At 60.2% G+C, this 23,954-nt stretch carries 20 protein-coding genes; 7 read left to right on the forward strand and 13 right to left on the reverse strand.

Going from position 1 to position 23,954, the window contains the following annotated elements:
• Position 1: 1 nt before the first annotated feature.
• Positions 2 to 742, forward strand: coding sequence for a uroporphyrinogen-III C-methyltransferase (cobA, locus tag U367_RS0114280; RefSeq protein ID WP_028617511.1), 741 nt, complete (start codon positions 2 to 4; stop codon positions 740 to 742).
• A 60-nt stretch (positions 743 to 802) separates the two neighbouring features.
• Here cobA and U367_RS0114285 read toward each other — a convergent pair whose 3' ends face one another.
• The 8 genes from U367_RS0114285 to ppsA form a co-directional block, all read right to left on the reverse strand.
• Positions 803 to 1,783 (reverse strand): OmpA family protein, encoded by a 981-nt coding sequence (locus U367_RS0114285; RefSeq protein WP_010208496.1) that lies wholly within the window; start codon positions 1,781 to 1,783, stop codon positions 803 to 805.
• A 107-nt stretch (positions 1,784 to 1,890) separates the two neighbouring features.
• A complete protein-coding gene (gene sigX / locus U367_RS0114290; RefSeq protein ID WP_003175518.1) occupies positions 1,891 to 2,481 on the reverse strand; it encodes an RNA polymerase sigma factor SigX in 591 nt (196 codons plus the stop codon).
• 87 nt (positions 2,482 to 2,568) lie between these two features.
• Complete coding sequence (locus tag U367_RS0114295; RefSeq protein WP_003175519.1) at positions 2,569 to 3,393, reverse strand: mechanosensitive ion channel family protein; 825 nt, start codon at positions 3,391 to 3,393, stop codon at positions 2,569 to 2,571.
• A gap of 2 nt (positions 3,394 to 3,395) precedes the next feature.
• Positions 3,396 to 3,641, reverse strand: a complete 246-nt coding sequence (locus U367_RS0114300) for a hypothetical protein (RefSeq protein WP_005790375.1) — start codon at positions 3,639 to 3,641, stop codon at positions 3,396 to 3,398.
• Positions 3,642 to 3,727: 86 nt separating this feature from the next.
• Positions 3,728 to 4,723, reverse strand: coding sequence for a zinc transporter ZntB (locus U367_RS0114305; RefSeq protein WP_028617512.1), 996 nt, complete (start codon positions 4,721 to 4,723; stop codon positions 3,728 to 3,730).
• Positions 4,724 to 4,736: 13 nt separating this feature from the next.
• Positions 4,737 to 5,228 carry a ribonuclease E activity regulator RraA gene (gene rraA, locus U367_RS0114310; protein WP_028617513.1) on the reverse strand — a complete coding sequence of 164 codons (492 nt, stop codon included), beginning with the start codon at positions 5,226 to 5,228 and terminating at the stop codon, positions 4,737 to 4,739.
• Between the two features lie 188 nt (positions 5,229 to 5,416).
• Positions 5,417 to 6,406 carry an alpha/beta fold hydrolase gene (locus U367_RS0114315; protein ID WP_028617514.1) on the reverse strand — a complete coding sequence of 330 codons (990 nt, stop codon included), beginning with the start codon at positions 6,404 to 6,406 and terminating at the stop codon, positions 5,417 to 5,419.
• A gap of 106 nt (positions 6,407 to 6,512) precedes the next feature.
• The gene (ppsA, locus tag U367_RS0114320) at positions 6,513 to 8,888 is read right to left on the reverse strand and encodes a phosphoenolpyruvate synthase (protein ID WP_028617515.1); all 2,376 of its coding nucleotides are present in this window, start codon (positions 8,886 to 8,888) and stop codon (positions 6,513 to 6,515) included.
• A 178-nt stretch (positions 8,889 to 9,066) separates the two neighbouring features.
• Between ppsA and ppsR the strand changes: the two genes are divergently transcribed.
• Positions 9,067 to 9,885: a posphoenolpyruvate synthetase regulatory kinase/phosphorylase PpsR gene (gene ppsR / locus U367_RS0114325; RefSeq protein ID WP_003193298.1), complete on the forward strand. Its 819-nt coding sequence runs from the start codon at positions 9,067 to 9,069 to the stop codon at positions 9,883 to 9,885.
• A 76-nt stretch (positions 9,886 to 9,961) separates the two neighbouring features.
• On the opposite strand, the gene U367_RS0114330 is transcribed toward ppsR, so the two are convergent.
• On the reverse strand, positions 9,962 to 11,386 hold the full coding sequence (locus U367_RS0114330) for an aminotransferase-like domain-containing protein (RefSeq protein ID WP_016979259.1): 1,425 nt from the start codon (positions 11,384 to 11,386) through the stop codon (positions 9,962 to 9,964).
• A 160-nt stretch (positions 11,387 to 11,546) separates the two neighbouring features.
• Between U367_RS0114330 and U367_RS0114335 the strand changes: the two genes are divergently transcribed.
• Genes U367_RS0114335 through U367_RS0114355 form a run of 5 tightly spaced genes read left to right on the forward strand, consistent with a single transcriptional unit; the run spans position 11,547 to position 17,020 of the window.
• Entirely contained in the window at positions 11,547 to 12,440 is an 894-nt protein-coding gene (locus tag U367_RS0114335) for a DMT family transporter (RefSeq protein ID WP_161634125.1), read from the forward strand.
• 26 nt (positions 12,441 to 12,466) lie between these two features.
• Positions 12,467 to 14,329, forward strand: coding sequence for a molybdopterin-synthase adenylyltransferase MoeB (gene moeB / locus U367_RS0114340; RefSeq protein ID WP_028617517.1), 1,863 nt, complete (start codon positions 12,467 to 12,469; stop codon positions 14,327 to 14,329).
• Positions 14,330 to 14,344: 15 nt separating this feature from the next.
• Complete coding sequence (locus tag U367_RS0114345) at positions 14,345 to 15,259, forward strand: PLP-dependent cysteine synthase family protein (protein WP_025999978.1); 915 nt, start codon at positions 14,345 to 14,347, stop codon at positions 15,257 to 15,259.
• A gap of 37 nt (positions 15,260 to 15,296) precedes the next feature.
• Positions 15,297 to 16,289: a serine O-acetyltransferase gene (locus U367_RS0114350; protein ID WP_028617518.1), complete on the forward strand. Its 993-nt coding sequence runs from the start codon at positions 15,297 to 15,299 to the stop codon at positions 16,287 to 16,289.
• 2 nt (positions 16,290 to 16,291) lie between these two features.
• Positions 16,292 to 17,020, forward strand: coding sequence for an alanyl-tRNA editing protein (locus tag U367_RS0114355; RefSeq protein ID WP_028617519.1), 729 nt, complete (start codon positions 16,292 to 16,294; stop codon positions 17,018 to 17,020).
• 102 nt (positions 17,021 to 17,122) lie between these two features.
• On the opposite strand, the gene prpD is transcribed toward U367_RS0114355, so the two are convergent.
• The 4 genes from prpD to prpC form a co-directional block, all read right to left on the reverse strand.
• Positions 17,123 to 18,607 carry a 2-methylcitrate dehydratase gene (gene prpD / locus U367_RS0114360; RefSeq protein ID WP_028617520.1) on the reverse strand — a complete coding sequence of 495 codons (1,485 nt, stop codon included), beginning with the start codon at positions 18,605 to 18,607 and terminating at the stop codon, positions 17,123 to 17,125.
• Positions 18,608 to 18,806: 199 nt separating this feature from the next.
• Positions 18,807 to 19,997: a 2-methylaconitate cis-trans isomerase PrpF gene (gene prpF / locus U367_RS0114365; protein WP_028617521.1), complete on the reverse strand. Its 1,191-nt coding sequence runs from the start codon at positions 19,995 to 19,997 to the stop codon at positions 18,807 to 18,809.
• A 9-nt stretch (positions 19,998 to 20,006) separates the two neighbouring features.
• Positions 20,007 to 22,601, reverse strand: coding sequence for a Fe/S-dependent 2-methylisocitrate dehydratase AcnD (acnD, locus tag U367_RS0114370; RefSeq protein WP_028617522.1), 2,595 nt, complete (start codon positions 22,599 to 22,601; stop codon positions 20,007 to 20,009).
• Positions 22,602 to 22,731: 130 nt separating this feature from the next.
• On the reverse strand, positions 22,732 to 23,859 hold the full coding sequence (prpC, locus tag U367_RS0114375) for a bifunctional 2-methylcitrate synthase/citrate synthase (protein ID WP_028617523.1): 1,128 nt from the start codon (positions 23,857 to 23,859) through the stop codon (positions 22,732 to 22,734).
• Positions 23,860 to 23,954 lie beyond the last annotated feature (95 nt).

Here is a 23,954-nt window from a genome sequence, read left to right on the forward strand (position 1 = left end):
TATGAATGCAAAAGTCTGGCTGGTAGGCGCGGGTCCGGGTGACCCGGAACTGCTGACCCTCAAGGCGGTACGCGCCCTGCGTGAGGCCGATGTGGTGCTGATCGATGACTTGGTCAACCCGGCAGTGCTGGAACATTGCGCGGACGCGCGCGTGGTCACAGTGGGCAAACGCGGCGGCTGCCGGTCGACCCCGCAGGACTTTATCCACCGCCTGATGCTGCGCTATGCGCGCCAGGGCAAATGCGTGGTGCGGCTCAAAGGCGGCGACCCGTGCATTTTCGGACGCGGCGGCGAAGAGGCGATGTGGCTGCGTGAACAGGGTGTCGAGGTGGAATTGGTCAACGGTATTACCGCAGGCCTGGCGGGCGCGACGAATTGCGCGGTGCCGTTGACGTTGCGTGGGGTGAGTCGTGGCGTGACCTTGGTCACGGCGCATACCCAGGACGACAGCCGCCTGAATTGGCGCGCCCTGGCCGAGGGCGGGACTACGTTGGTGGTGTACATGGGCGTGGCGAAACTGGAGGAAATCCGCCAGCAACTGCTCGACGGCGGAATGGCGGCGGATATGCCGGTGGCGATGATCGAGAATGCATCGCTGCCCCAGCAAAGGGAATGCCGCAGCGAACTATGGCGTATGCATGAAGATGCACAGGCATTTGCCTTGAAGAGCCCGGCAATCCTGGTGATCGGCCGTGTCGCCGGCAGCGAACAGGCCGCATACCTCGCAGCAGCTACTGCCTGAGGCAAATTCCAGGCGAAAAAAAGCCCGGCCTAAGCCGGGCTTTTTTCTAACACTCAGTAATTACTGAGCTTGAGCTTCTACCGACGCTTCTACGCGACGGTTAACAGCACGACCAGCTTCAGTTGCGTTGTCAGCAACTGGGCGGGATTCGCCGTAACCTACCGCGGTGATGCGGCTAGGAGCAACGCCGTCTTTAACCAGGACTTGCTTAACAGCGTCAGCACGACGCTGGGACAGCTTCTGGTTGTAAGCGTCTGGACCGACGGAGTCAGTGTGACCAGCAACTTCTACGTTGGTAGCTGGGTACTGAGCCATGAAGTCGGCCAGGTTTTTAACGTCGCCGTAGCTGTTAGGCTTAACAACCGACTTGTCGAAGTCGAACTTAACGTCCAGCTCAACACGAACAACCTGAGCAACTGGAGCTTCTGGCTCTGGAGTTGGCTCTGGAGCTGGTGCTGGGGTAGGAGCTGGAGCAACTGCGCCAGCGTTACCGCCGAAGTTTACGCCCAGGCCGACCAGTGCGGAGTAGTCCCACTTGCCGTTGTCCAGACCGTAGTCAGCTTCAACACCGGCACGAGCGTACAGGTTGTTGGTGAAGTAGTACTTCACGCCAGTACCAACGGTAGCGAAGGTAGTCTGGTCGCGACCGCTGTGGCCGTCAGCTTGAACGTTAGTACGGCTCTGGTGGCCGAAACCGCCTTCAACGTATGGACGCAGGCTGTCTACGCCAGCTTGACCGAAGTGATACTGGGCAACCAGGCTGCCGGTATCGCCTTTGATCTTCTGGTTACCAGTACCGTCGTTCGAACGGGTGTGGTTGGTCTTGTCGTAGGACAGGTTCAAGGACAGGTCGTCGGTCAGGAAGTAACCGATGCGAGCGCCAGGATTGAAGCCGTCTTCGATGTGCTTGACGCTATCGTTGTACTGCTTCTTGTAGAACAGCTCGCCTTCAACTGCGCCTTGGCCTTGTGCCAGAACGCCGAAAGAAGTAGCGGCAATAAGAGAACCAATGGCCAAGCCCAAGGTGTTTTTCAGTTTCATCCGTTAAATCCCCATCTGGTGATTGTAAAGCAGTCCCACAAACCGGGGGACAACTCGGCGACAAGTCTAACAGAACTTGCCTACACGTAAGAGATATTTGCCACGCACTAAGTTTCAGTCTCGCCCGCAAATTTCTCACGTAATTTATCAAGAGCACGTTTGTAACGCATTTTTGTAGCACTCAAACCCATGTGCATGATGTCAGCGATTTCCTGAAATTCCAGCTCTGCGACAAATCGTAGCACCAGAATTTCCCGGTCAATCGGGTTCACATACACCAACCAGCGATCAAGTCCGCCCTTCTCCTCGGGTGCCGGCGCCTTCTCTTCAGACGCTTCCTCAAGGGGGTCCAGACTCAACGCGTCCATCAAGCGACGCTTTCGCCGTTCCTTCCGATACTGCGTGATGCACTCGTTGTACGTGATGCTGTATAGCCACGTCTTGAACTTCGATTTTCCCTCGAAGTTCTTCAGGCCGTACAGCACCTTGAGCATCACTTCCTGACAGACATCATCCGCATCTCTATCGTTCCCTAAATACCTTGAACAAACGTTGAACAGAGTGCGTTGATATCTGCGCATCAATTCTTCGTACGCGCGAGTTACGTGAAACAGCTCCGTGTGTGCGCGCGCGACCAACTCCTCATCAGAGAGCTCACGGGGGTCATAGCGCGTGGACAGCGTTTGGGCTTTATTCAAAACAAGTCGTGCCGACAGTCAGGTCAATGTCCGCCACAACCCGGTCAGCCGGGCCAGCGGCGGCGTACATTAGCAGGGTTTGCCGGATTAGCGGCTACTGACCTGCTGTTCCAGGAGAATCCGATTGGACAGCGACACCAGGTCGCCGTCATCGGTCAGCACCGTCGTCTTGACTGTGCCGATCTCCTCGATTTGCCCTTCGACCTCGCCCACACGCACCTGTTGCCCCACTTGATACAACTCACGCACGTAGATTCCCGCAAGAATCTGACCGGCAATTTCCCGGCTTCCCAAGCCCATGGCCAGCGCAACGGCCAGACCAACGGTAATCAAAACAATCACAATCACATGGTTGAGCAGGTCAGTCTTGACCTCCAACTGGCTGATCGCGACCGAAATACTGATGATAATCACCAGGCCCTGGGCAATTCTCCCCAGGCCCGCAGCATAGTCCAGCCCCACGCCTTCAGCGGCACCGCGCACCAGCCCATTGGCCAGTTGCGCCAGCAAAACGCCTACCAGCAGCACCAGCGCGCCGCCAAAAACCTTCGGCAAATACAGCGCCAGCATGTCGAGCGTAGCTGAAACTCGCTCAAGTCCAAGGGATTGAGCCGCAGAAACCAGAAAAATCAGCAAAACAAACCAATAAACGATCTTGCCAATCAAGGTAGAGATCGGCACTTGCAGCCCGGCACGCCCCAGCAGCTTGGTCAGTCCGGTGCCCGCCATCAGGCGATCGAGGCCCAGTTTTGCGAGCAGTTTGGACAGCAGGGTGTCGAGCAGCTTGGCCACGACAAAGCCCAGCAATACCAGGACCAGAGCACCAAACAGGTTGGGAATGAAGTTCGCCACCTTGGTCCACAATGCGGTCATCGCGGTGACCAGGCTCTGAGTCCAGAGATCAAGTTCCATATTCAATCAGCCTTATCAGCAGTGCGAGCAAGAGGTTTACGACGGGAAACCGGCGATACATGGGCCGAACCGTTGTTCAGGGCCATCATCAGCGCCGGCAGCCAGCGGCCGAGCAGACCGAACAGGTCACCCGCACCGACCTGGCGGTTGGCGGTTTTCAACACGCGGCCCAGGCAGGCATCGTCGTCGCGGTTGGACGGCGAGGCATTGAGCATGTCACGCAAAGACTGTTCGAACGGATCGTGCATAAAGACCTCTCGCAAGTGATTTAAAAGACGAGGGTAAAATTCTTGAGGTCACATAGGACCGTACGTACGTTCAGGTCATATTCAGCTCAAACCCAGCGCAATCGTCGAAAAAGCCACCATTGTCCGAGTGCAACCGAGACCATTAACAGGCACGCCACCATGAATCCATAGGGGCTGGCGGAGAACGGAATACCGCCCACATTGATCCCCAGCAGACCAGTCAAAAAACTCATCGGAAGAAAGATTCCGGTGATGATCCCGAAGCGATACATGGTGCGGTTCATACGCACGCTCAAACGCCGGTCTTCGGCCTCCAGCACAAGCCCCACGCGCTCCCGGGTCAATTCGAGTTCTTCCAGGTAGCGGGTCAGGCTGTTGTTCAATTCGTTCCAGTAGTCGGCATCGTCGTCACAGAACCACGGCAATTTGATTCGCGTGAGCTGGGCAAAAATATCCCGCTGCGGCGCCAAAAATCGCTTCAGCCCAGCCGCTCGTCGACGGATCTGCAACACGCTGCCATGTTCCGGCGTATACCGTTCGTCGGTATCGAGTTTTTCTTCCTCGATATCGACGATTTCAGACAGGTCGGAGACCAGATCCTGCACTTTATTGGTCAGGTACTGCGCCATATAAAGGATGAGTTCCGACGCGGTCTTAGGCCCCTTGCCGTCCGCCAGTTGCACCAACAGTTCATCAGTGGCGCGCAACGGGCGCAGACGTAGGGAAATCACGCGGCTGGCGGCAGCAAAGATGCGTACCGAGACCATGTCTTCCGGCTCCGCACCGGGGTTTAGGTTGACCCCGCGCAGGAACAGCAGCAATTCCGATTCCGGCAGCGGCAACAGGCGCGGACGGGTGTTCTCTTCCAGCAACAAGTCACAGGCAAATTCGCTCAAACCGCTGGATTTGCGCAGCCACGTCTGGGTTTGCGGATGGCTGCGATCCCAATGCAGCCACAGGCTCTCCTGGGGCTGCAGTTGCAAGTCGTCGAGCTCTGTCCGGGCAATCGAACGCGCACCGCCTTTACCGTCCAGCACCAGGGCATGCACCAGGCCCCATTGCGCGTTTTCTTCCTCGAACATCCTTACTCCTGTCTTATTCGGGCATTTTCAGCGGGCTGGGAGAAACGATCACGCCATTGTTATCGGCGTAGATGTATTCACCCGGACGAAAGGTCACACCCGCGAAAGTAACAACCACGTTCAAATCGCCAATACCGCGCTTGTCGGTCTTCATCGGATGGCTGGCCAAGGCCTGTACACCCAGATCGGTCTGGGCAATGACGTCCACATCGCGGATGCAACCGTAGATCACCAGCCCTTCCCAACCGTTTTTCGCCGCTTTCTCGGCGATCATGTCGCCCAGCAGCGCCCGACGCAGGGAGCCGCCACCGTCGACCACCAGCACCTTGCCGGCACCCGGCTGATCGGCTTGTTCCTTGACCAGGGAGTTATCTTCGAAGCATTTGACGGTGACGATCTCGCCGCCGAAGGAATCCCGGCCGCCGAAGTTGCTGAACATCGGTTCGAGCACCTGCACCAGGTCCGGGTAGGCGTCGCACAGATCGGGGGTCACGTAATGGTTCATTGAAAAATTCCTTTCCGTCAAAGAGGTGTCTTTCGAAAGAAGCGCCAGCCAGAGCAGGTGCGAAACATCCCATTCGCCTCGCCGCAACGCAATAGCCACTGCGCGACTGAATATGACCAGAAGCGTTTAACGCGTCATATCTTAGCCGCAACCACACACGAGCGAAACGCCCTTGGCAGAGCGCTGCGTCAAACCGTGGCCAACACCTGCGCCTGCGCACCGGACAATGGTGTGAGCGGATCTTTCAACCACTGCGCCACCAATGGCCACACTTCGGCCTGGGCGGCTTTGCTCACCAGCATTTCCACATGCCCAAAATCCCCTGTAAAGCCTTGCTGTCGGCCCAGGCACAGGTACTGACGGTGCTCGGAGCCGACTTGCTCGAACAGCTTGCGACAGGCCCAGTCGGGGTCTTGATGATCCCCGGCTGCACTGACCGCCAACAGCGGCACATCGACCTCTGCCAAGCCTTTCCACCAATCGTTTTTACCTTCGCCAAAGCGACCAAACAGGCCATTCCAGCGCATGGCTTCGATCATCACCCCCGCCGGTTCGTCCTCGGGGCCAAGTTTCAGGCGCGAGCCGGACACTTCGCCAAAGCGCTTCAACAGCAAGCGGCCGGTCCACTCCACTGGCGGCAGTTTCAACGGCCAATGGGTGCGACTGACCTGACAACCAAACAGCGCCACCGAAGCCACGGCCGGCGTGCCCAGGTGCTGACCGCCTAGCGCCGCTGCCAAGCTGGTGCCACCCAGGGAATGGCCAATCCAGTGAGGAATCTGCTCGCTTTGTTCACGCACGAATGCGCCGATGGCCGGCAAATCGTAACGTGCATAGTCAGCGACGCGGTTGCGGGCGTAGTCATGATTGCGCTTGGACAGGCCATGACCGCGCATTTCCGGGATCCAGACATCAAACCCCTCGCGCGCCAAGTAAGCGCCCAGACCGATCCCCTTGGGCGAATACCAGAAGCGCCGGTTGGAAAAACTGCCGTGCAATAAAATAACTGGGATGCCCCGGTTTTCCGGGACGTCGGCCAGGCCTAAACGGGTAACCGCCAGCTCGACGGTGCCGTCGGGGCTGTTACCGGGTTTGAGGCGGTACACGTCTTCACTCAGGTCGCCACGACGTTCAGCGCTGATCAGGGCGACGGGAAACAGGTTGCTGCTGCTTTGCATAATGCTCTTGCACAAAAAAGGGCGGCGTCCGCGAGGATGCCCGCCCTGTACAGATAAGAATGCCGGTCACCCACGAAGGGTGACCGGCACTTTTGACGTGACGATCTTAGGCGGACGCTTGGCCTTCCGCCAGGAAGAACCAGGTTTCCAGCACGGAATCGGGGTTCAGCGAGACGCTTTCGATGCCCTGTTCCATCAGCCATTTGGCCAGGTCCGGGTGATCGGAAGGGCCTTGGCCGCAGATACCGATGTACTTGCCGGCCTTGTTGCAGGCCTGGATGGCGTTGGCCAGCAGCTTCTTGACCGCAGGATTTCGCTCGTCAAACAGGTGAGCGATGATCCCGGAGTCACGGTCCAGGCCCAGGGTCAGTTGGGTCAGGTCGTTGGAGCCGATGGAGAACCCGTCGAAGAACTCCAGGAATTCTTCGGCCAGGATGGCGTTGGACGGCAGCTCGCACATCATGATCACGCGCAGGCCGTTCTCACCACGGGACAGGCCGTTCTCAGCCAGCAAGTCCACCACCTGGCTCGCTTCGCCCAGGGTGCGCACGAACGGCACCATGATCTCGACGTTGGTCAGGCCCATCTCGTTGCGCACGCGCTTGAGGGCGCGGCATTCGAGTTCGAAGCAGTCACGGAACGCTTCGCTGATGTAGCGCGAGGCGCCACGGAAGCCCAGCATCGGGTTTTCTTCTTCCGGCTCGTAAAGCTTGCCGCCGATCAGGTTGGCGTATTCGTTGGACTTGAAGTCCGACAGACGCACGATGACCTTTTTCGGGTAGAACGCCGCCGCCAGGGTGCTGATGCCTTCCACCAGCTTCTCGACGTAGAAGCCTACCGGGTCGTTGTAGCCCGCGATACGCTTGTCGACGCTTTCCTTGATGTCCAACGGCAGGCCGTCGTAGTTCAACAGAGCCTTGGGGTGCACGCCGATCATGCGATTGATGATGAACTCCAGGCGGGCCAAGCCCACACCGGCGTTTGGCAGTTGCGCGAAGTCAAAGGCGCGGTCCGGGTTGCCGACGTTCATCATGATCTTGAACGGCAGGTCCGGCATGGCGTCGATGGAGTTCTGCTTGATATCGAAGCCCAGCTCGCCTTCAAAGATGAAACCGGTGTCGCCTTCGGCGCAGGAAACAGTGACGCCTTGGCCGTCTTTCAACAGCTGGGTCGCGTTGCCGCAGCCCACGACTGCAGGGATGCCCAGTTCACGGGCGATGATCGCCGCGTGGCAGGTACGCCCGCCACGGTTGGTGACGATGGCGCTGGCGCGTTTCATCACCGGCTCCCAGTCCGGGTCGGTCATGTCGGAAACCAGCACGTCGCCTGGCTGGACTTTGTCCATTTCGGACACGTCCTTGATGATCCGCACCTTGCCGGCGCCGATGCGCTGGCCGATGGCACGGCCTTCCACCAGCACGGTGCCGGTTTCTTTGAGCAGGTAGCGTTCCATGACATTGGCCGAGGTGCGGCTTTTCACGGTTTCCGGACGGGCCTGCACGATGTAGAGCTTGCCGTCGTCACCGTCCTTGGCCCACTCGATATCCATCGGGCACTTGTAGTGCTTTTCGATGATCATCGCTTGTTTGGCCAGTTCGCTGACTTCAGCGTCGGTCAGGCAGAAACGCGCGCGTTCGGCCTTGTCGACTTCAACGGTTTTCACCGAGCGACCGGCCTTGGCCTCGTCGCCGTAAATCATCTTGATGGCCTTGCTGCCCAGGTTGCGGCGCAGGATGGCCGGGCGGCCGGCTTCAAGGGTGTGCTTATGTACGTAGAATTCGTCGGGGTTGACCGCGCCTTGTACGACGGTTTCGCCCAGGCCGTAGGCGCCGGTGATAAACACCACGTCACGGAAGCCCGATTCGGTATCGAGGGTGAACATCACGCCAGCAGTGCCGGTTTCCGAACGCACCATGCGCTGCACACCGGCAGACAGGGCCACCAGCTTGTGGTCGAAACCTTGGTGCACACGGTAGGAAATGGCGCGGTCGTTGAACAGCGAGGCGAACACTTCCTTGGCCGCGCGGATCACGTTTTCAACGCCGCGGATGTTCAGGAAGGTTTCTTGCTGGCCGGCGAAGGAAGCGTCCGGCAAGTCTTCGGCGGTGGCAGAGGAGCGTACGGCAACGGCGACGTCCGGGTTACCGGCCGACAGCGCGGCGAAGGCGGTGCGGATTTCTTCGTTGAGCTTCTCGGGGAACTCGGCTTCCATGATCCATTGGCGGATCTGGGCGCCTGTCTTGGCCAGGGCATTGACGTCATCGACGTCCAGGGCGTCCAGCGCGGCGTGGATCTGAGCGTTGAGCCCGCTCAGTTCGAGGAAATCGCGGTAAGCCTGGGCCGTGGTGGCGAAACCACCGGGCACCGACACACCAGCGCCTGCAAGATTACTGATCATCTCGCCGAGGGATGCGTTCTTGCCCCCCACGTGCTCTACATCATGGACGCCGAGCTTATCGAGGGAAACTACGTACTCTACCAAGGTGATCTCTCCACTAACTGTGTTGGAAAAGCTCAGGACGCCGGCTGCTCAGTAGGAGCGAGTGCCAGCGCTTGTGGCCTGGACCTGGAAAATAAGTGAGAATGCGGCCCACTGCGGGACGGCAAAATCGCGCCTATCATATCCAAGATTCGCCATCAGCTTAAGGCCCAGGGCTCAAATGAAACGATCTGCTTTCTTTATCTCCGACGGCACCGGCATCACAGCCGAAACATTGGGTCAAAGCCTGCTCGCGCAGTTCGAAAACATTACCTTCGCCAAATTCACGCGACCGTACATCGACAGCGTGGATAAAGCGCGGGCCATGGTACAACAAATCAATCTGGCGGCCGAAAAAGACGGTTTTCGTCCGATCATTTTCGACACCATCGTCAATCAAGACATTCGTGAGATTCTCGCAACGTCGAATGGTTTCATGATCGACATCTTCTCGACGTTCCTCGCGCCACTGGAACAAGAGCTGAGTGAACATTCGTCGTACTCGGTAGGAAAGTCCCATTCCATTGGCCATAACTCCAACTATATGGAGCGTATCGAGGCGGTGAACTTTGCCCTCGACAACGACGACGGCGCCCGCACCCACTACTACGACAAGGCCGACCTGATCCTGGTGGGCGTGTCCCGCTGCGGCAAAACGCCCACCTGTCTGTACATGGCCATGCAATTCGGCATCCGCGCGGCCAACTATCCGCTGACCGAGGACGACATGGAGCATTTGACGCTGCCGGCCGCCCTGCGCGCGCATTCGCACAAGCTGTTCGGGCTGACCATTGATCCGGATCGGCTGACGGCGATCCGCAATGAACGCAAGCCCAACAGCCGCTATTCCAGCTATGCGCAGTGCGAGTTCGAAGTGCGAGAAGTAGAAAATCTGTTCCGTCGCGAGAATATTGCGCACATCAATTCCACGCATTTTTCGGTGGAAGAGATTTCGGCGAAGATTCTGGTGGAGAAGGGCGTGGAGCGGCGCTTCAAATAATGTTGTCTGCCTATTACCTTGTGGTGAGCGAGCTTGCCTCGCGCGGGGCAAGCCCGCTCACCACAAGGATCAAGGCCTACAACTGAAACCTCCCTCCCCCCTGCCCCAACGCCGTCGCCAACGCATCAAACCCCGCCCGCAACAGCTGGTCATCTCCCGACGTATTGCAGATACTCGCCCGAATAAATTGCGGCACCGCCGTCTGCCCGACCGCAAACGCCTCGGCGGTGGCAATCAGGTAATTATTCTGCTTGAGCTCCGCCTCGATTTCCGACGCCCGCCACGGCTCCGGTACTTCAATCCAGAAGTGCGGGCTGTTGAGGTGGGTGCGGTACTCCAGGCCGATCAGTAGGTCACGGACCAGGGCCTTGCGCCGGCTGATTTCGTTGATCTGCTGGCGCAGCAGGTACTCCGCCGTACCGTTTTCGATCCACTGGGTAGCAAGCTCCAAGGTGACGGGCGTAGCCATCCAGCAGGTCGAACGCAGCGCCGCCGAAATACGGCTGACCAACGCCGGTGGCGCGTGCACATAACCCACACGCAGCCCGGCCGATACGGCTTTGCTCAGGCTGCTGATCAAAATCGTACGCTCGGGGGCGAAATGGCTGAGGGGCGGCGGCCGGTCCTCGACCAGTACACCGTGGGCCTCGTCCTCAAGAATCAGCAGGTTGTGCTCGCGACACACTTTGACCAAGGCTTCGCGGCGCGCCACCGAAAGTACCGCCGTGGTCGGATTCTGGATCGTCGGTGTGCAGTACAGCGCTGAAACCCGGTGATTTCGACAGACTTCATCCAGCGCGCCCGGCAGCACGCCTTCTTCATCCATCTCCAGGCCGATCAACCGGATACCCAGCATCCGCGCGGCGGTAATCAGGCCTGGATACGTCAGTTGCTCGGTGACCACCGTATCGCCGGCCCGCAACAGCGCCATCATTGAGCACAGCAAGCCGTGCTGGCCGCCATTGACGCAGATGACCTGCTCGGGGATCGGATGAAAATCACGCTGCACCAGCCATTGCGCGCCCGCTTCACGGTAGCGCGGCAGGCCGGCGTCCGGGGTGTAGGCGCTGATGTCCTGGAGGAATTTGGCGTTGGTCGACAGGGTCTGGAAGCTCTGGGCCAGGAACACGGTTTCCTGACCGGGGATGTGCATATTGCGGCTCATGTCGAAGTACTGGCGCGGTTCTTCGCTGAAGTTGCGAAAACCTTCATCGCGCTGGCGCTCCATCCCACGCTTGCGCACGAAAGTACCGTCACCAACCCGCGCCACCACCAACCCCAGGCGCTCCAGTTCGCCGTAGGCCCGGCTGATGGTGCCGATCGTCACACCCAGATTGTCGGAAAGCACCCGATGGGGCGGCAGTTTTCGTCCTGGTTCAATCAAGCCTTCGAGGATGCCCCGTTCCATGACATCGGACAGGCGCTTGTACTTCACGCCCTGCCCGTTGGACAACCCCTCACGCATAATTGACACCATGTCAATATTTGTTTTGACAGCCATCTTTCGCCCTAATAGTGTGCTTTTACGGGTTCAATCGCCGGATTTTACAACTCATTACAAGCTCAATATAGAGTTCAATTTCGGCTCAGGGAAGCAATAAACGATGCCAATGTCCGCCGTTCTCGAAAATACCGCCAAGACAAAAACCCAAAAACAGTGGTTGGCCGGGCTGATCACCAGCGTGATGTTCCTGATCGTCTGTCTGAGTTGGGGCACCACGTGGCTGGGGATCAAGATTGCCGTGGAGAGCGTGCCGCCACTGACGTCCGCGGGCCTGCGCTTCCTGATCGCTTTCCCGCTGTTCCTGTGTTTTGCCATGGTGCGCCGCGAGCCGATCCTGTTCCCCCGCGAGAGCCGCTGGTTCTTCGTGTTCGTCACCCTCTCCTACTTCAGCGTGCCCTACTACCTGCTCAACTACGGCGAGATGCATGTCTCGTCCGGCCTGACCGCGCTGCTGTTCAGCTGCATGCCGGTGTTCATCCTGATTTTCTCTGCGCTGTTCCTGCGTGAGCGCATCTACTTTTCCCAGGTGGTCGGCATCGGTATTGGTTTCGGCAGCCTCTACATGATCATCAAGAGCCAGGGCCTGCACCTGGACCACGCGGAGTTCTTCGGCGTATTGGCGATTCTGACCGCAGCGATCATGCATGCCTTGTGCTACGTGATTACCAAGCAGAAAGGCAGCGCCATCAGCGTGATCACCTACAACACCCTGCCCATCGGCATTGCCGGGCTGATGCTGTTCGTCGCCGGGCTGTGGTTTGAAGCGCCGACCTTCGACGCCATCACCCTGCGCTCCTGGGGCGCACTGTTCTACCTGGGGCTAGTGGCCTCAGTGGGCGGGTTCATCGTGTACTTCATGCTGCTCAAGCGCTTGAGCCCGATCATCCTGTCATTCGTGTTCATCATCTTCCCGGTGTTCGCGGTGATCATCGGCGCCTGGTACGAAGGCGTGTCGATTTCCCGCGACCTGATGCTGTATTCGGCCATCCTGCTGGCCGGCTTTGCGATCACCAAGTTGCCGGTTGAAAAACTCCTGGCCAAGAAAAATTGACCCTTCTACAACCACGCGAGAGAAACATGGACGTCCTCCGCCCCAAAGCCCTGGAACAGATCTACGCCCACGCCAGCCGCAGCTACCCCGAAGAATGCTGTGGTTTTGTCTTCGCCGACGGCAGCGTGTACCTGGGCAGCAATATCCAGAATGAACTGCACCACACGAACCCCGAGATGTATCCGCGCAGCGCTGCCAACGGCTACACCTTCTCGGTGGCCGACACCCTGTTGATGAACAAGGCGTTTCGCAGCGACAACCCGGTGGTAGTGATCTACCACTCGCACCCGGATGTAGGTGCCTATTTCAGCGACGAAGACCAGGACAAGGCGCTGTTCATAGGCGAGCCGATCTACCCCGTCAGCTACCTGGTGGTCGACGTTCGCCAGGGCCAGCCCCTTGGTTCCAAGCTGTTTGCCTGGGATGGCAAGCATTTCGCCCTTCAACCTTTCAACGACCTGCACACGGAGTTGTCCATGAACGCTGTTTCTTTCCCCGACATTCTGGTCCGCGTGGCCAAGCTGCCGGAATCGACCCTCGAGGGCACCGGATCGACATTGCGCGAAGTCATTGAAAACCTCTGCAGCAGTCACCCGCAGTTGCGTCCGCACCTGTTTCACGAGAAGAACAACCAGCTCAAGGAGCACTTCCTGTTTACCGCCGAGGAAGAGCTGGTTGGCGCGGATGACCCACTGCCCGAGAAAGCCAGAATCGAGGTGCTGCTGGCCACGTCCGGCGGCATGGACGTCGACGCGCTGAGCAATGAAGAAGTACAACGCTACGTGCGCCACATCACCCTGCCCGGTGTGGGTCGCGAAGGTCAGTTGAACCTCAAGAAAGCCAAGGTGCTGATCATCGGCACCGGCGGTCTGGGCTCGCCGATCAGCCTGTATCTGGCGGCTGCCGGGGTCGGCACCCTGGGGCTGGTGGACTTTGATGTGGTGGAAAGCAGCAACCTGCAACGCCAGATCGTCCACGGCAACAGCACCCTCGGCATGCCCAAAGTCGAATCCGCCAAGCAGCGCCTGCAAGACCTCAACCGCCATATCCAGATCAACGCCCACGACACCGCGTTGAATGTCGACAACGCCCTGGAACTGGTAGGCGCCTACGACCTGGTGATCGACGGCACCGACAATTTCGACACCCGCTACCTGGTCAACGACGCTTGCGTGCAACTGGGCAAGCCCTTGGTGTACGGCGCCATCTACCGCTTCGACGGGCAGATCAGCGTGCTCAACTATAAAGGCGGGCCGTGCTACCGCTGCCTGTTTCCGAGCGCGCCGCCCGCCGAGCTGGCGCCCAATTGCAGCGCCGGGGGCGTGATCGGCGTGCTGCCCGGTGTGGTCGGGATGATCCAGGCCACCGAGGCAATCAAGTTGCTGATTGGCATCGGCGAACCGCTGTCAGGCCGCTTGATGCGCTTCGATGCGCTGGCGATGAAGTTCAGCGAGATCCGTTTCAAGCGCCGCGCCGACTGCCCATGCTGCTCCGAGGCGCGCCACAGCGAAACCCTGGCACCGACCGCCTGCGCGGATGCCGTGCCCAGCCAACCGTCGCTGGCCGAAGAACGCTACATCAAGCCGCGCGTACTCAAGCAAGTACTCGAACACCCCAGCAGCGCCGATGTGCTGCTGGATGTGCGCGACGCCAGCGAACTGGAAGTGTGCAAATTGCCGGGCGTGGTGCATATCCCCCTGGCCGAACTGGACGGCCACCTCGACAGCCTCAGCCGGGACAATACCCATTACCTGATCTGCTACGCCGGCACCCGTGCTGAGCAAGCCGCCAGTACCTTGCTGGCGGCTGGTTTCGCCAACACCAAAGTCCTGCAGGGCGGCATGAAACATTGGGTTCGTGACGTCGAACCCGACATGCCGTTGTATTGAGCCGGGGGCTGAATGATGTTGCATAACTCCATCCTCGACGTGATCGGCCAGACGCCGATCGTGCGTCTGGCGCAGTTCTCCGAAGACCTCGGTATCGAGGTCTACGCCAAGCTCGAATCCCTCAACCCAGGCGGCAGCCACAAGGCGCGCATCGCCTTGGGCATGATCCTCGACGCCGAGCGCCGAGGCGTGCTGATCCGCGATTCCGGGCAGACCATCATCGAGCCCAGTGGCGGTAACACCGGCATCGGCTTGGTGATGGCGGGCAATGTATTGGGCTACAAAGTGGTGCTGGTGATTCCCGACAACTACAGCCCGGAAAAACAGAAGCTGCTGCGTTTATACGGGGCCAAGGTGGTGCTGTCGGACAGCCGCCTGGGCAACAACTCTCACGGCGAAAAGTGCATGGAACTGCAGCTGGAAAACCCCAGCTACGTGATGCTCAACCAGCAGCGCAACGGCGCCAACCCACAGACCCATCGCGACACCACCGCACCGGAAATCCTGCGTGCCTTCGGTGAGCTGCGCGCCGACTACTTTGTCAGCGGCATCGGCACCGGGGGGCATATCACTGGCATCGGTGAAACCCTGAAAGCCGCCTGGCCGCAACTACGCGTCATGGGCGTGGAACCGGAGGAGTGCGACCTGCTGAAAAACCAGCACGCACCGCATCACATTCAGGGCCTGTCGATCGGTTTGATCCCGAGCATTCTCAACCTGGACGTGATCGACGGCATGCTCAAGGTCTCGCGCCAGGACTGCATCGACATGATGAAACGCATCATGCGCACCGACGCTATCAGCCTGGGCCTGTCTTCCGCCGCCAACATGGTGGCCATTGCCAAGCTCGCCCCCGAACTGCCGCCCGAAACAGTGGTGCTGACCATGGTCTACGACAATGCCGACAGCTACCTGCCCAGTTTCGAATAAACGGGTTTCCAGCCAACCAGAATGCAGGGGTGCCTCCATGGGCGGTTTTATCGACATGCAACAGTTGCACGATGAGTTGATCACTCACCTCATCAAAACCCTTACGCCCCTACAGATGAAGCAGCTGGAACCGCATCTGGCGCCCCTGATCCAGAATGCTGCCCAGGCAGTAGCCGAAGACCTGATCGCCTACGCCTACCGTGATCCGGCTTCACGCGGGCGCGGTGAGTTGATCCTGGAGTCCTACGCCTCGTTCAAGGCGGTGCTGTATTACCGCCTGGCGCACCTTGTATGGAATTTTCCCGACCAGACCAACGGCGTGTTTTCGCGTATTGCCCTCAAGCTGAGCAACCAGGGCAAGGTGCTTTCCGGCGCCGAGATTCACCCGGCGGCGCGCATCGGCCGACGCTTCGTGCTGGACCACGGCTACGGCACGGTGATCGGCGAAACCTGCGAAATTGGCAACGACTGCTACATCCTCTGCGGCGTGACCCTGGGCGCCCGAGGCATCGCCAACAACCCCGACGGCAAGCGTCACCCACGCCTGGGCAACAACGTCGAGGTCGGCTCCGGTGCCCGCGTGCTGGGTTATGTGCTGATTGGCGACAACGTGTTTATCAGCCCGTCCTGCGTGATCACCCAGGACGTCCCCGCCGGCACTAAAGTGAAGGTGGTGAACCAGATCCAGCTGCAAAAAAACGATGAATCGGACCACAGCAACTACCTCGGAGCCTTCGCCCTGGATGAGCGATTGCATGTGGTGGGCGAAATCAACGCCAGCCATAAGGTGACCGTGCTGGACGCCGATTTCCACCCCCTGCCGGGGCTGATGCTGGAGCCCACGGTCAAGGAGCGCCACCACCTGCAATTTCGTCTGCACCGTGTCGAGTCGGGCACTCCATTGCCGCGCTTGCCGCTGAACCTGAAAGTCTGCGGGCCGGAATTCGAAATCACCCTGCTCTCCCCCCCTGGCCTGAGTGCAATGGTGCGCTCCCTGCTGCAAGCCAGCCCACTGATCGTCGGAGGTTGAACATGTCCGTGCACACCATGGAAACCCTGGCGCTGTTCGACAGCGCGCCCTACCAGAACGCATTCAGCGCCCGAGTGATTGCCATCAGCGAACACGGCATCGCCCTGGAGCACACGCTGTTCTACCCCACGGGCGGCGGCCAGCCAGGCGACACGGGCCACCTCACACTGGCCGACGGTACGCGGGTCGAAGTGACCGGCACGGTGCGCGACCCGGTGCTGCGCTCGATCATCTGGCACCAAGTGGAACACTGCCCCGCGCAACTGACCGCCGGGGTACAGGTGGATGCCGGCCTCGATTGGGACCGGCGCTACCAGCACATGAAAATGCACACCTGCCTGCACCTGCTGTGTTCGATCATCGATGCGCCGGTCACCGGATGCAGCATCAGTGCGGACAAGGGCCGGCTGGATTTCGACCTGCCCGAAATGACCCTCGATAAAGACAGCATCACCCGCGACCTCAATGCGCTGATCGAACAGGCTCACGCGGTGAAAACCTTGTCGATGCCGGCTTCCGAATATTCGACCCTGCTACAGATCACGCGTACACAGGCAGTGGCTCCGCCGGTGATTCAGGGATCGGTACGGGTGATTGAAATCGCCGGCATTGATATCCAGCCGTGTGGGGGTACCCATGTGATCAACACCGAAGAAATCGGCCGGGTGTTTTGCGAGAAGATCGAGAAGAAAAGTAAGCACAACCGCCGGGTGATCCTGCGGTTTGAATAACGCCTGGCCCGGACACGATGGCACTGGTAGTGAAAAAATGTAGGAGCGGGCTTGCTCGCTCCCACATTGATCGGGTTCCGACAGAGGAATACGTGATGCCAATTAGATCACGAACAGGTCCACAAACCGATTGACCGGTGTGGCTTCAAGCCGTGCCTGATCCTTGCACAGCGCAAAAATCTCGGCACTGCGCTGCGCGGTAAACCGTGTGGCCAGATTGGCCTTGAACTTGTCTTCCAGCAACGGAATGCCGTCCACCCGACGCCGGCGATGGCCAATCGGGTACTCCACCGCCACCTGCTCGGTGCTGCTGCCATCCTTGAAGAACACCTGCACGGCATTGGCGATGGAGCGCTTGTCGGCCTCCAGGTATTCGCGGCTGTAACGTGGGTCTTCGACGATGACCATTTTGTCGCGCAACTGATCGATGATCGGGTGGGCAGCGTGGAATTCATCCTCGTACTGCTCGGCCACCAGGTTGCCGAATGCCAACGGCACGGCGGTCATGTATTGCAGGCAGTGATCGCGGTCAGCGGCGTTGGCCAGTTGGCCGACTTTGGAAATGATACGAATCGCCGATTCATGGGTGGTGATCACGATGCGCTCGATTTCCTGTAGGCGGTCTTTCACCAACGGATGTAGCGTCACCGCAGCCTCGCAGGCGGTTTGCGCGTGGAATTCGGCGGGGAAGCTGATCTTGAACAGCACGTTTTCCATCACATAGGTGCCGTAGGGTTGGGCCAGGCTGAACGCGCGTTTGTCCTCCGGCTTGAGCGCCAGGTCCTTGTTGGTGTGGCTGAACAGCACGTCATAGAAACCCCACTGCGGCGCGCTCAAGACACCCGGAATACCCATCTCGCCACGCATGGCGATATCCGCCAGGCGCACGCCCCGACTGGAGGCATCGCCCGCTGCCCAGGATTTGCGCGAGCCGGCATTCGGTGCATGCCGGTACGTACGCAATGCCTGCCCATCGACAAACGCATGGGACAGCGCCGCCAGCAACTGCTCACGGTTGGCGCCCATCAGCTTGGCGGTGACCGCCGTGGAGGCGACTTTCACCAACAGCACATGGTCAAGGCCCACGCGGTTGAAGGAGTTTTCGAGGGCAATCACGCCTTGGATTTCGTGGGCCATGATCATCGCTTCCAGCACTGCGCGCACGGTTAGCGGCGCATCGCCATTGGCCACGCGTTTCTGCGACAGGTGATCGGCCACGGCGAGGATGCCGCCGAGGTTGTCCGAGGGGTGGCCCCATTCGGCGGCGAGCCAGGTGTCGTTGTAATCGAGCCAGCGCACGATGCAGCCGATGTCCCACGCGGCCTTGACAGGGTCCAACCGAAACGACGTGCCCGGCACCCGCGCGCCAAACGGCACCACCGTGCCCTCGACAATCGGCCCCAGGTGCTTGGTGCACTCGGGGAAACGCAGGGCCAGCAGGCCGCAGCCCAAGGTGTCCATAAGGCAGTTGCGGGCGGTGTCCAGTGCATCCCGGGAGTCGATCCGGTAGTTCAGGACATAGTCAGCAATATCCTGCAGGACCTGATCGTAGTCCGGGCGGTTGTTCAGGTCGACGTTGGCGCTCATGGCAGTACTCCAAGAAGAGGGTTGGGATCAGTCCTCGGGCTCACGGTTGTCAAAAAGCAGATCTTGGATGCCTGCCTTGGAATAGATATCTCCTGTGGGAGCGGGCTTGCTCGCGAAGGCGGTGTGTCAGGCACTGAAATGTCACTGTTCCACCGCATTCGCGAGCAAGCCCGCTCCCACATGGGTCCAGTATTGAACCTTAGAAGGCGTCGCCGGGGACGCGCACGAAGCCTTCCATCAGCACGCGCGCGCTGCGGCTCATGATGGCTTTCTTCACCACCCATTCGCCGTCTACCTGGGTGGCTTCTGCGCCCACGCGCAAGGTGCCGGACGGGTGCCCGAAGCGCACCGCATTGCGTTCAATACCACCCGCCGCCAGGTTGACCAAAGTCCCGGAAATTGCCGCCGCCGTGCCAATCGCCACCGCAGCGGTGCCCATCATCGCGTGGTGCAACTTGCCCATGGACAGCGCACGCACCAGCAGGTCCACATCACTGGCCTTGATCGCCTTGCCACTCGACGCCACGTAGTCCAAAGGCTTGGCCACAAACGCCACCTTCGGCGTGTGCTGGCGCTGGGCGGCTTCGTCCAGGTGCTTGATCAGGCCCATGCGCAAGGCGCCATAAGCTCGCACCGTCTCGAACATCGCCAGGGCTTTCGGGTCGCTATTGATCGCGCCTTGCAACTCGGTGCCGGTATAGCCGAGGTCTTCGGCGTTGATGAAGATCGTCGGAATGCCGGCGTTGATCAGCGTGGCCTTGAAAGTGCCGACGCCGGGCACTTCCAGGTCGTCGACCAGGTTGCCGGTGGGGAACATCGAACCACCGCCACCCTCTTCTTCCGCCGCCGGGTCCATGAACTCCAACTGCACTTCGGCGGCTGGGAAGGTCACGCCGTCCAGTTCGAAATCACCGGTTTCCTGCACCGCACCGTCGGTGATCGGCACATGAGCGATGATGGTTTTGCCGATATTGGCCTGCCACACCCGCACCACGGCCACGCCGTTGTGCGGGACGCGGGTCGGGTCGACCAGGCCGGCGCTGATGGCAAAGGAGCCGACAGCGGCCGACAGGTTGCCGCAGTTGCCGCTCCAGTCCACGAACGGTTTGTCGATGGAGACCTGGCCGAACAAGTAGTCCACGTCATGCTCGGCGCGGGTACTTTTGGCCAGGATCACCGTCTTGCTGGTGCTGGAGGTGGCGCCACCCATGCCATCGATTTGTTTGTCGTAGGGATCGGGACTACCGATCACCCGCAACAGCAAGGCATCGCGCGCGGCACCTGGCACCTGCGCCGATTCGGGCAGGTCCTTGAGGCTGAAAAACACGCCTTTGCTGGTGCCGCCACGCATGTAGGTGGCGGGAATCTTGATTTGCGCTACGTGTGCCATGGTGTCCTCTCAGGCCGTCGCCGCCGATTCCAGGAAGTCCTGGGCGAAACGTTGCAACACGCCGCCCGCCTCGTAGATCGACACTTCTTCGGCGGTGTCCAGGCGGCAGGTCACCGGCACTTCGACACGTTCGCCATTCTTGCGGTTGATCACCAGCGTCAACTGCGCACGCGGGGTGCGTGCGCCGACCACGTCATAGGTTTCGCTGCCATCGATCTTCAGGGTGTTGCGGTCGGTGCCCGGCAGGAACTCCAGCGGCAACACGCCCATGCCCACCAGGTTGGTACGGTGGATGCGCTCGAAACCTTCAGCGGCAATCGCTTCAACACCGGCCAGGCGCACGCCCTTGGCCGCCCAGTCGCGGGACGAGCCCTGGCCGTAGTCGGCACCGGCAATAATGATCAGCGGCTGCTTGCGCTCCATGTAGGTCTCGATGGCTTCCCACATCCGCGTGACCTGGCCTTCAGGCTCGATGCGCGCCAGGGAACCCTGCTTGACCTTGCCGTTTTCCACCACCATTTCGTTGAACAGTTTCGGGTTGGCGAAGGTGGCGCGCTGCGCAGTCAAGTGGTCGCCACGGTGAGTCGCGTAGGAGTTGAAGTCGACCTCCGGCAAGCCCATTTTCGCCAGGTATTCGCCGGCGGCGCTGTCGAGCATGATTGCGTTGGACGGCGACAGGTGGTCGGTGGTGATGTTGTCGGGCAGCACCGCCAGCGGGCGCATGCCCTTGAGCGGACGAGCACCGGCCAGCGCGCCTTCCCAGTAAGGCGGGCGGCGGATGTAAGTGCTTTGTGGGCGCCAGTCGTACAGCGGCGCGACTTTCGGGCCAGTGTCTTCGTGGATGGCGAACATCGGGATATACACCGCGCGGAACTGCTCTGGCTTGACCGAGGCCTTGACCACCGCGTCGATCTCTTCGTCGCTCGGCCAGATGTCCTGCAGGCGGATTTCCTTGCCGTGGGCGTCCAGGCCAAGCACGTCTTTCTCGATGTCGAAACGGATGGTGCCGGCAATCGCGTAGGCCACTACCAGCGGCGGCGACGCCAGGAAAGCCTGCTTGGCATACGGGTGGATACGCCCGTCGAAGTTGCGGTTGCCCGAAAGCACGGCGGTGGCGTACAGGTCGCGGTCGATGATTTCCTGCTGGATCACTGGGTCGAGCGCGCCGGACATGCCGTTGCAGGTGGTGCAGGCAAACGCCACCACGCCAAACCCGAGTTTTTCCAGCTCGTGGCCCAGACCCGCTTCCTCCAGGTACATGGCCACGGTTTTCGAGCCGGGCGCCAGGGACGATTTGACCCATGGTTTGCGCGTCAGCCCCAGCTTGTTGGCATTGCGCGCCAAGAGGCCTGCAGCAATCACGTTGCGCGGGTTGCTGGTGTTGGTGCAACTGGTGATGGCCGCGATAATCACCGCGCCGTCGGGCATTTGCCCCGGCACTTGGTCCCACTGGCCGGAAATGCCCTTGGACGCCAGGTCGCTGGTGGCAACACGGGCATGCGGGTTGCTCGGGCCAGCCATGTTACGCACGACGCTGGACAGATCGAACGTAAGGCCGCGCTCGTATTGCGCGCCTTTCAGGTCATCCGCCCACAGGCCGGTGTGGCGGGCGTATTGCTCAACCAGGGTGACTTGTTCGTCTTCACGGCCAGTGAGCTTGAGGTAGGCGATGGTCTGCTGGTCGATATAGAACATCGCCGCGGTGGCGCCGTATTCCGGGGCCATGTTGGAGATGGTCGCGCGGTCGCCCAGGGTCAGTGCCGAAGCGCCTTCACCGAAGAACTCCAGCCAGGCGCCGACCACTTTCTGCTTACGCAGGAACTCGGTCAGCGCCAGCACCATGTCGGTGGCGGTGATGCCCGGCAGCAGCTTGCCGGTGAGTTCCACGCCGACGCTTTCCGGCAGGCGCATCCATGAAGCGCGGCCGAGCATCACACTTTCCGCTTCCAGGCCGCCGACGCCAATGGCGATCACGCCCAGCGCGTCAACGTGAGGGGTGTGACTGTCGGTGCCGACGCAGGTGTCCGGGAATGCCACACCGTCACGCACCTGGATCACCGGAGACATTTTCTCCAGGTTGATCTGGTGCATGATGCCGTTGCCGGGCGGGATCACGTCGACGTTCTTGAAAGCCTTTTTGGTCCACTCGATAAAGTGGAAACGGTCTTCATTGCGACGGTCTTCGATGGCCCGGTTTTTCTCGAACGCGTCCGGGTCGAAACCACCGGCTTCGACGGCCAGGGAGTGGTCGACGATCAGTTGGGTCGGCACCACCGGGTTGACCTGGGCCGGGTCGCCGCCTTGCTGGGCGATGGCATCGCGCAGGCCGGCAAGGTCAACCAGCGCGGTCTGGCCGAGAATGTCATGGCACACCACACGCGCCGGGAACCACGGAAAGTCGAGGTCGCGCTTGCGTTCGATCAGTTGGCTGAGGGAAGCGTTGAGGGTGGCCGGATCGCAGCGACGCACCAGGTTTTCCGCGAGTACGCGGGAGGTGTAAGGCAAGGTAGCGTAGGCGCCGGGGGTGATTGCCTCGACCGCCGCACGGGCGTCGAAGTAGTCCAGGCGGCTGCCGGGGAGCGGTTTGCGGAATTCAGTGTTCATCGGTCAGGACTCGGTCACGGTAGGTTTCAGGGTTGCCCCTTCCCCTGTAGGAGCCGGCTTGCCGGCGATGAGGCCCTTGAGACCGCCATCGCCGGCAAGCCGGCTCCTACAGGGATCGAGGTGTTCCCATTCAGCGACGTTCGATTGGCACGAACTTGCGCTGCTCTACGCCGGTGTACTCGGCGCTTGGACGGATGATGCGGTTGTTGGCGCGCTGCTCGAACACATGGGCGGCCCAGCCAGTCAGGCGCGAGCACACGAAAATCGGCGTGAACAGCTTGGTCGGGATGCCCATGAAGTGGTACGCCGAGGCATGGTAGAAGTCGGCGTTGGGGAACAGCTTCTTCTGCTCCCACATGGTCTTGTCGATGGCTTCGGAGACCGGGAACAGCACCTTGTCACCTACTTCGTCAGCGAGTTTTTTCGACCAGCCCTTGATCACTTCATTACGCGGGTCGCTATCTTTGTAGATCGCGTGGCCGAAGCCCATGATCTTGTCCTTGCGCGCCAGCATACCGAGGGTGCCTTCGACCGCTTCTTCAGCGGACGAGAAACGCTCGATCATCTCCATCGCCGCTTCGTTGGCGCCGCCATGCAGCGGGCCACGCAGGGAGCCGATGGCGGCGGTGACGCAGGAATACAGGTCGGACAGGGTTGACGCACACACCCGCGCAGTGAAGGTCGAAGCGTTGAATTCGTGTTCCGCGTAGAGGATCAACGAAACGTTCATGACCTTGACGTGCAACTCGCTCGGCTTCTTGCCGTGCAGCAGGTGCAGGAAGTGGCCGCCAATGGAGGGTTCATCGGTCACGCAATCGATGCGTTTGCCGTCATGGCTGAAGCGATACCAGTAGCACATGATCGCCGGGAAGGCGGCCAGCAGGCGGTCAGTGACGTCGTGCTGCGCGCCAAAATCTTTCTCGGGCTCGATATTGCCCAGGAACGAGCAACCGGTGCGCATCACGTCCATCGGGTGAGCGTCGGCGGGGATGCGTTCCAGCACTTCTTTCAGCGCTTGCGGCAGGTCGCGCAGCTTGCTCAGCTTGGCGCTGTAGACGGCCAGTTCGGCCTTGGTCGGCAGTTCGCCGTACAGCAGCAGGTAAGCGACTTCTTCAAACTGCGCATCGGCGGCCAGTTCGCGCACGTCGTAGCCGCGATAAGTCAGGCCGGCGCCGGCCTGGCCCACGGTGGACAGTGCAGTCTGCCCGGCCACCTGGCCACGCAGGCCGGCGCCACTCAATACTTTTGCTTCAGCCATTTTTCTTCTCCAATCTTGTATTTATAAGGAGGCCTTGGTTAATCGCGGCCCTGTAGGAGCCGGCTTGCCGGCGATAGGCCCTTGAGGCTTGCGCC

It is taken from the genome of Pseudomonas canadensis, from assembly GCF_000503215.1.
GTDB classification, from domain to species: domain Bacteria; phylum Pseudomonadota; class Gammaproteobacteria; order Pseudomonadales; family Pseudomonadaceae; genus Aquipseudomonas; species Aquipseudomonas canadensis.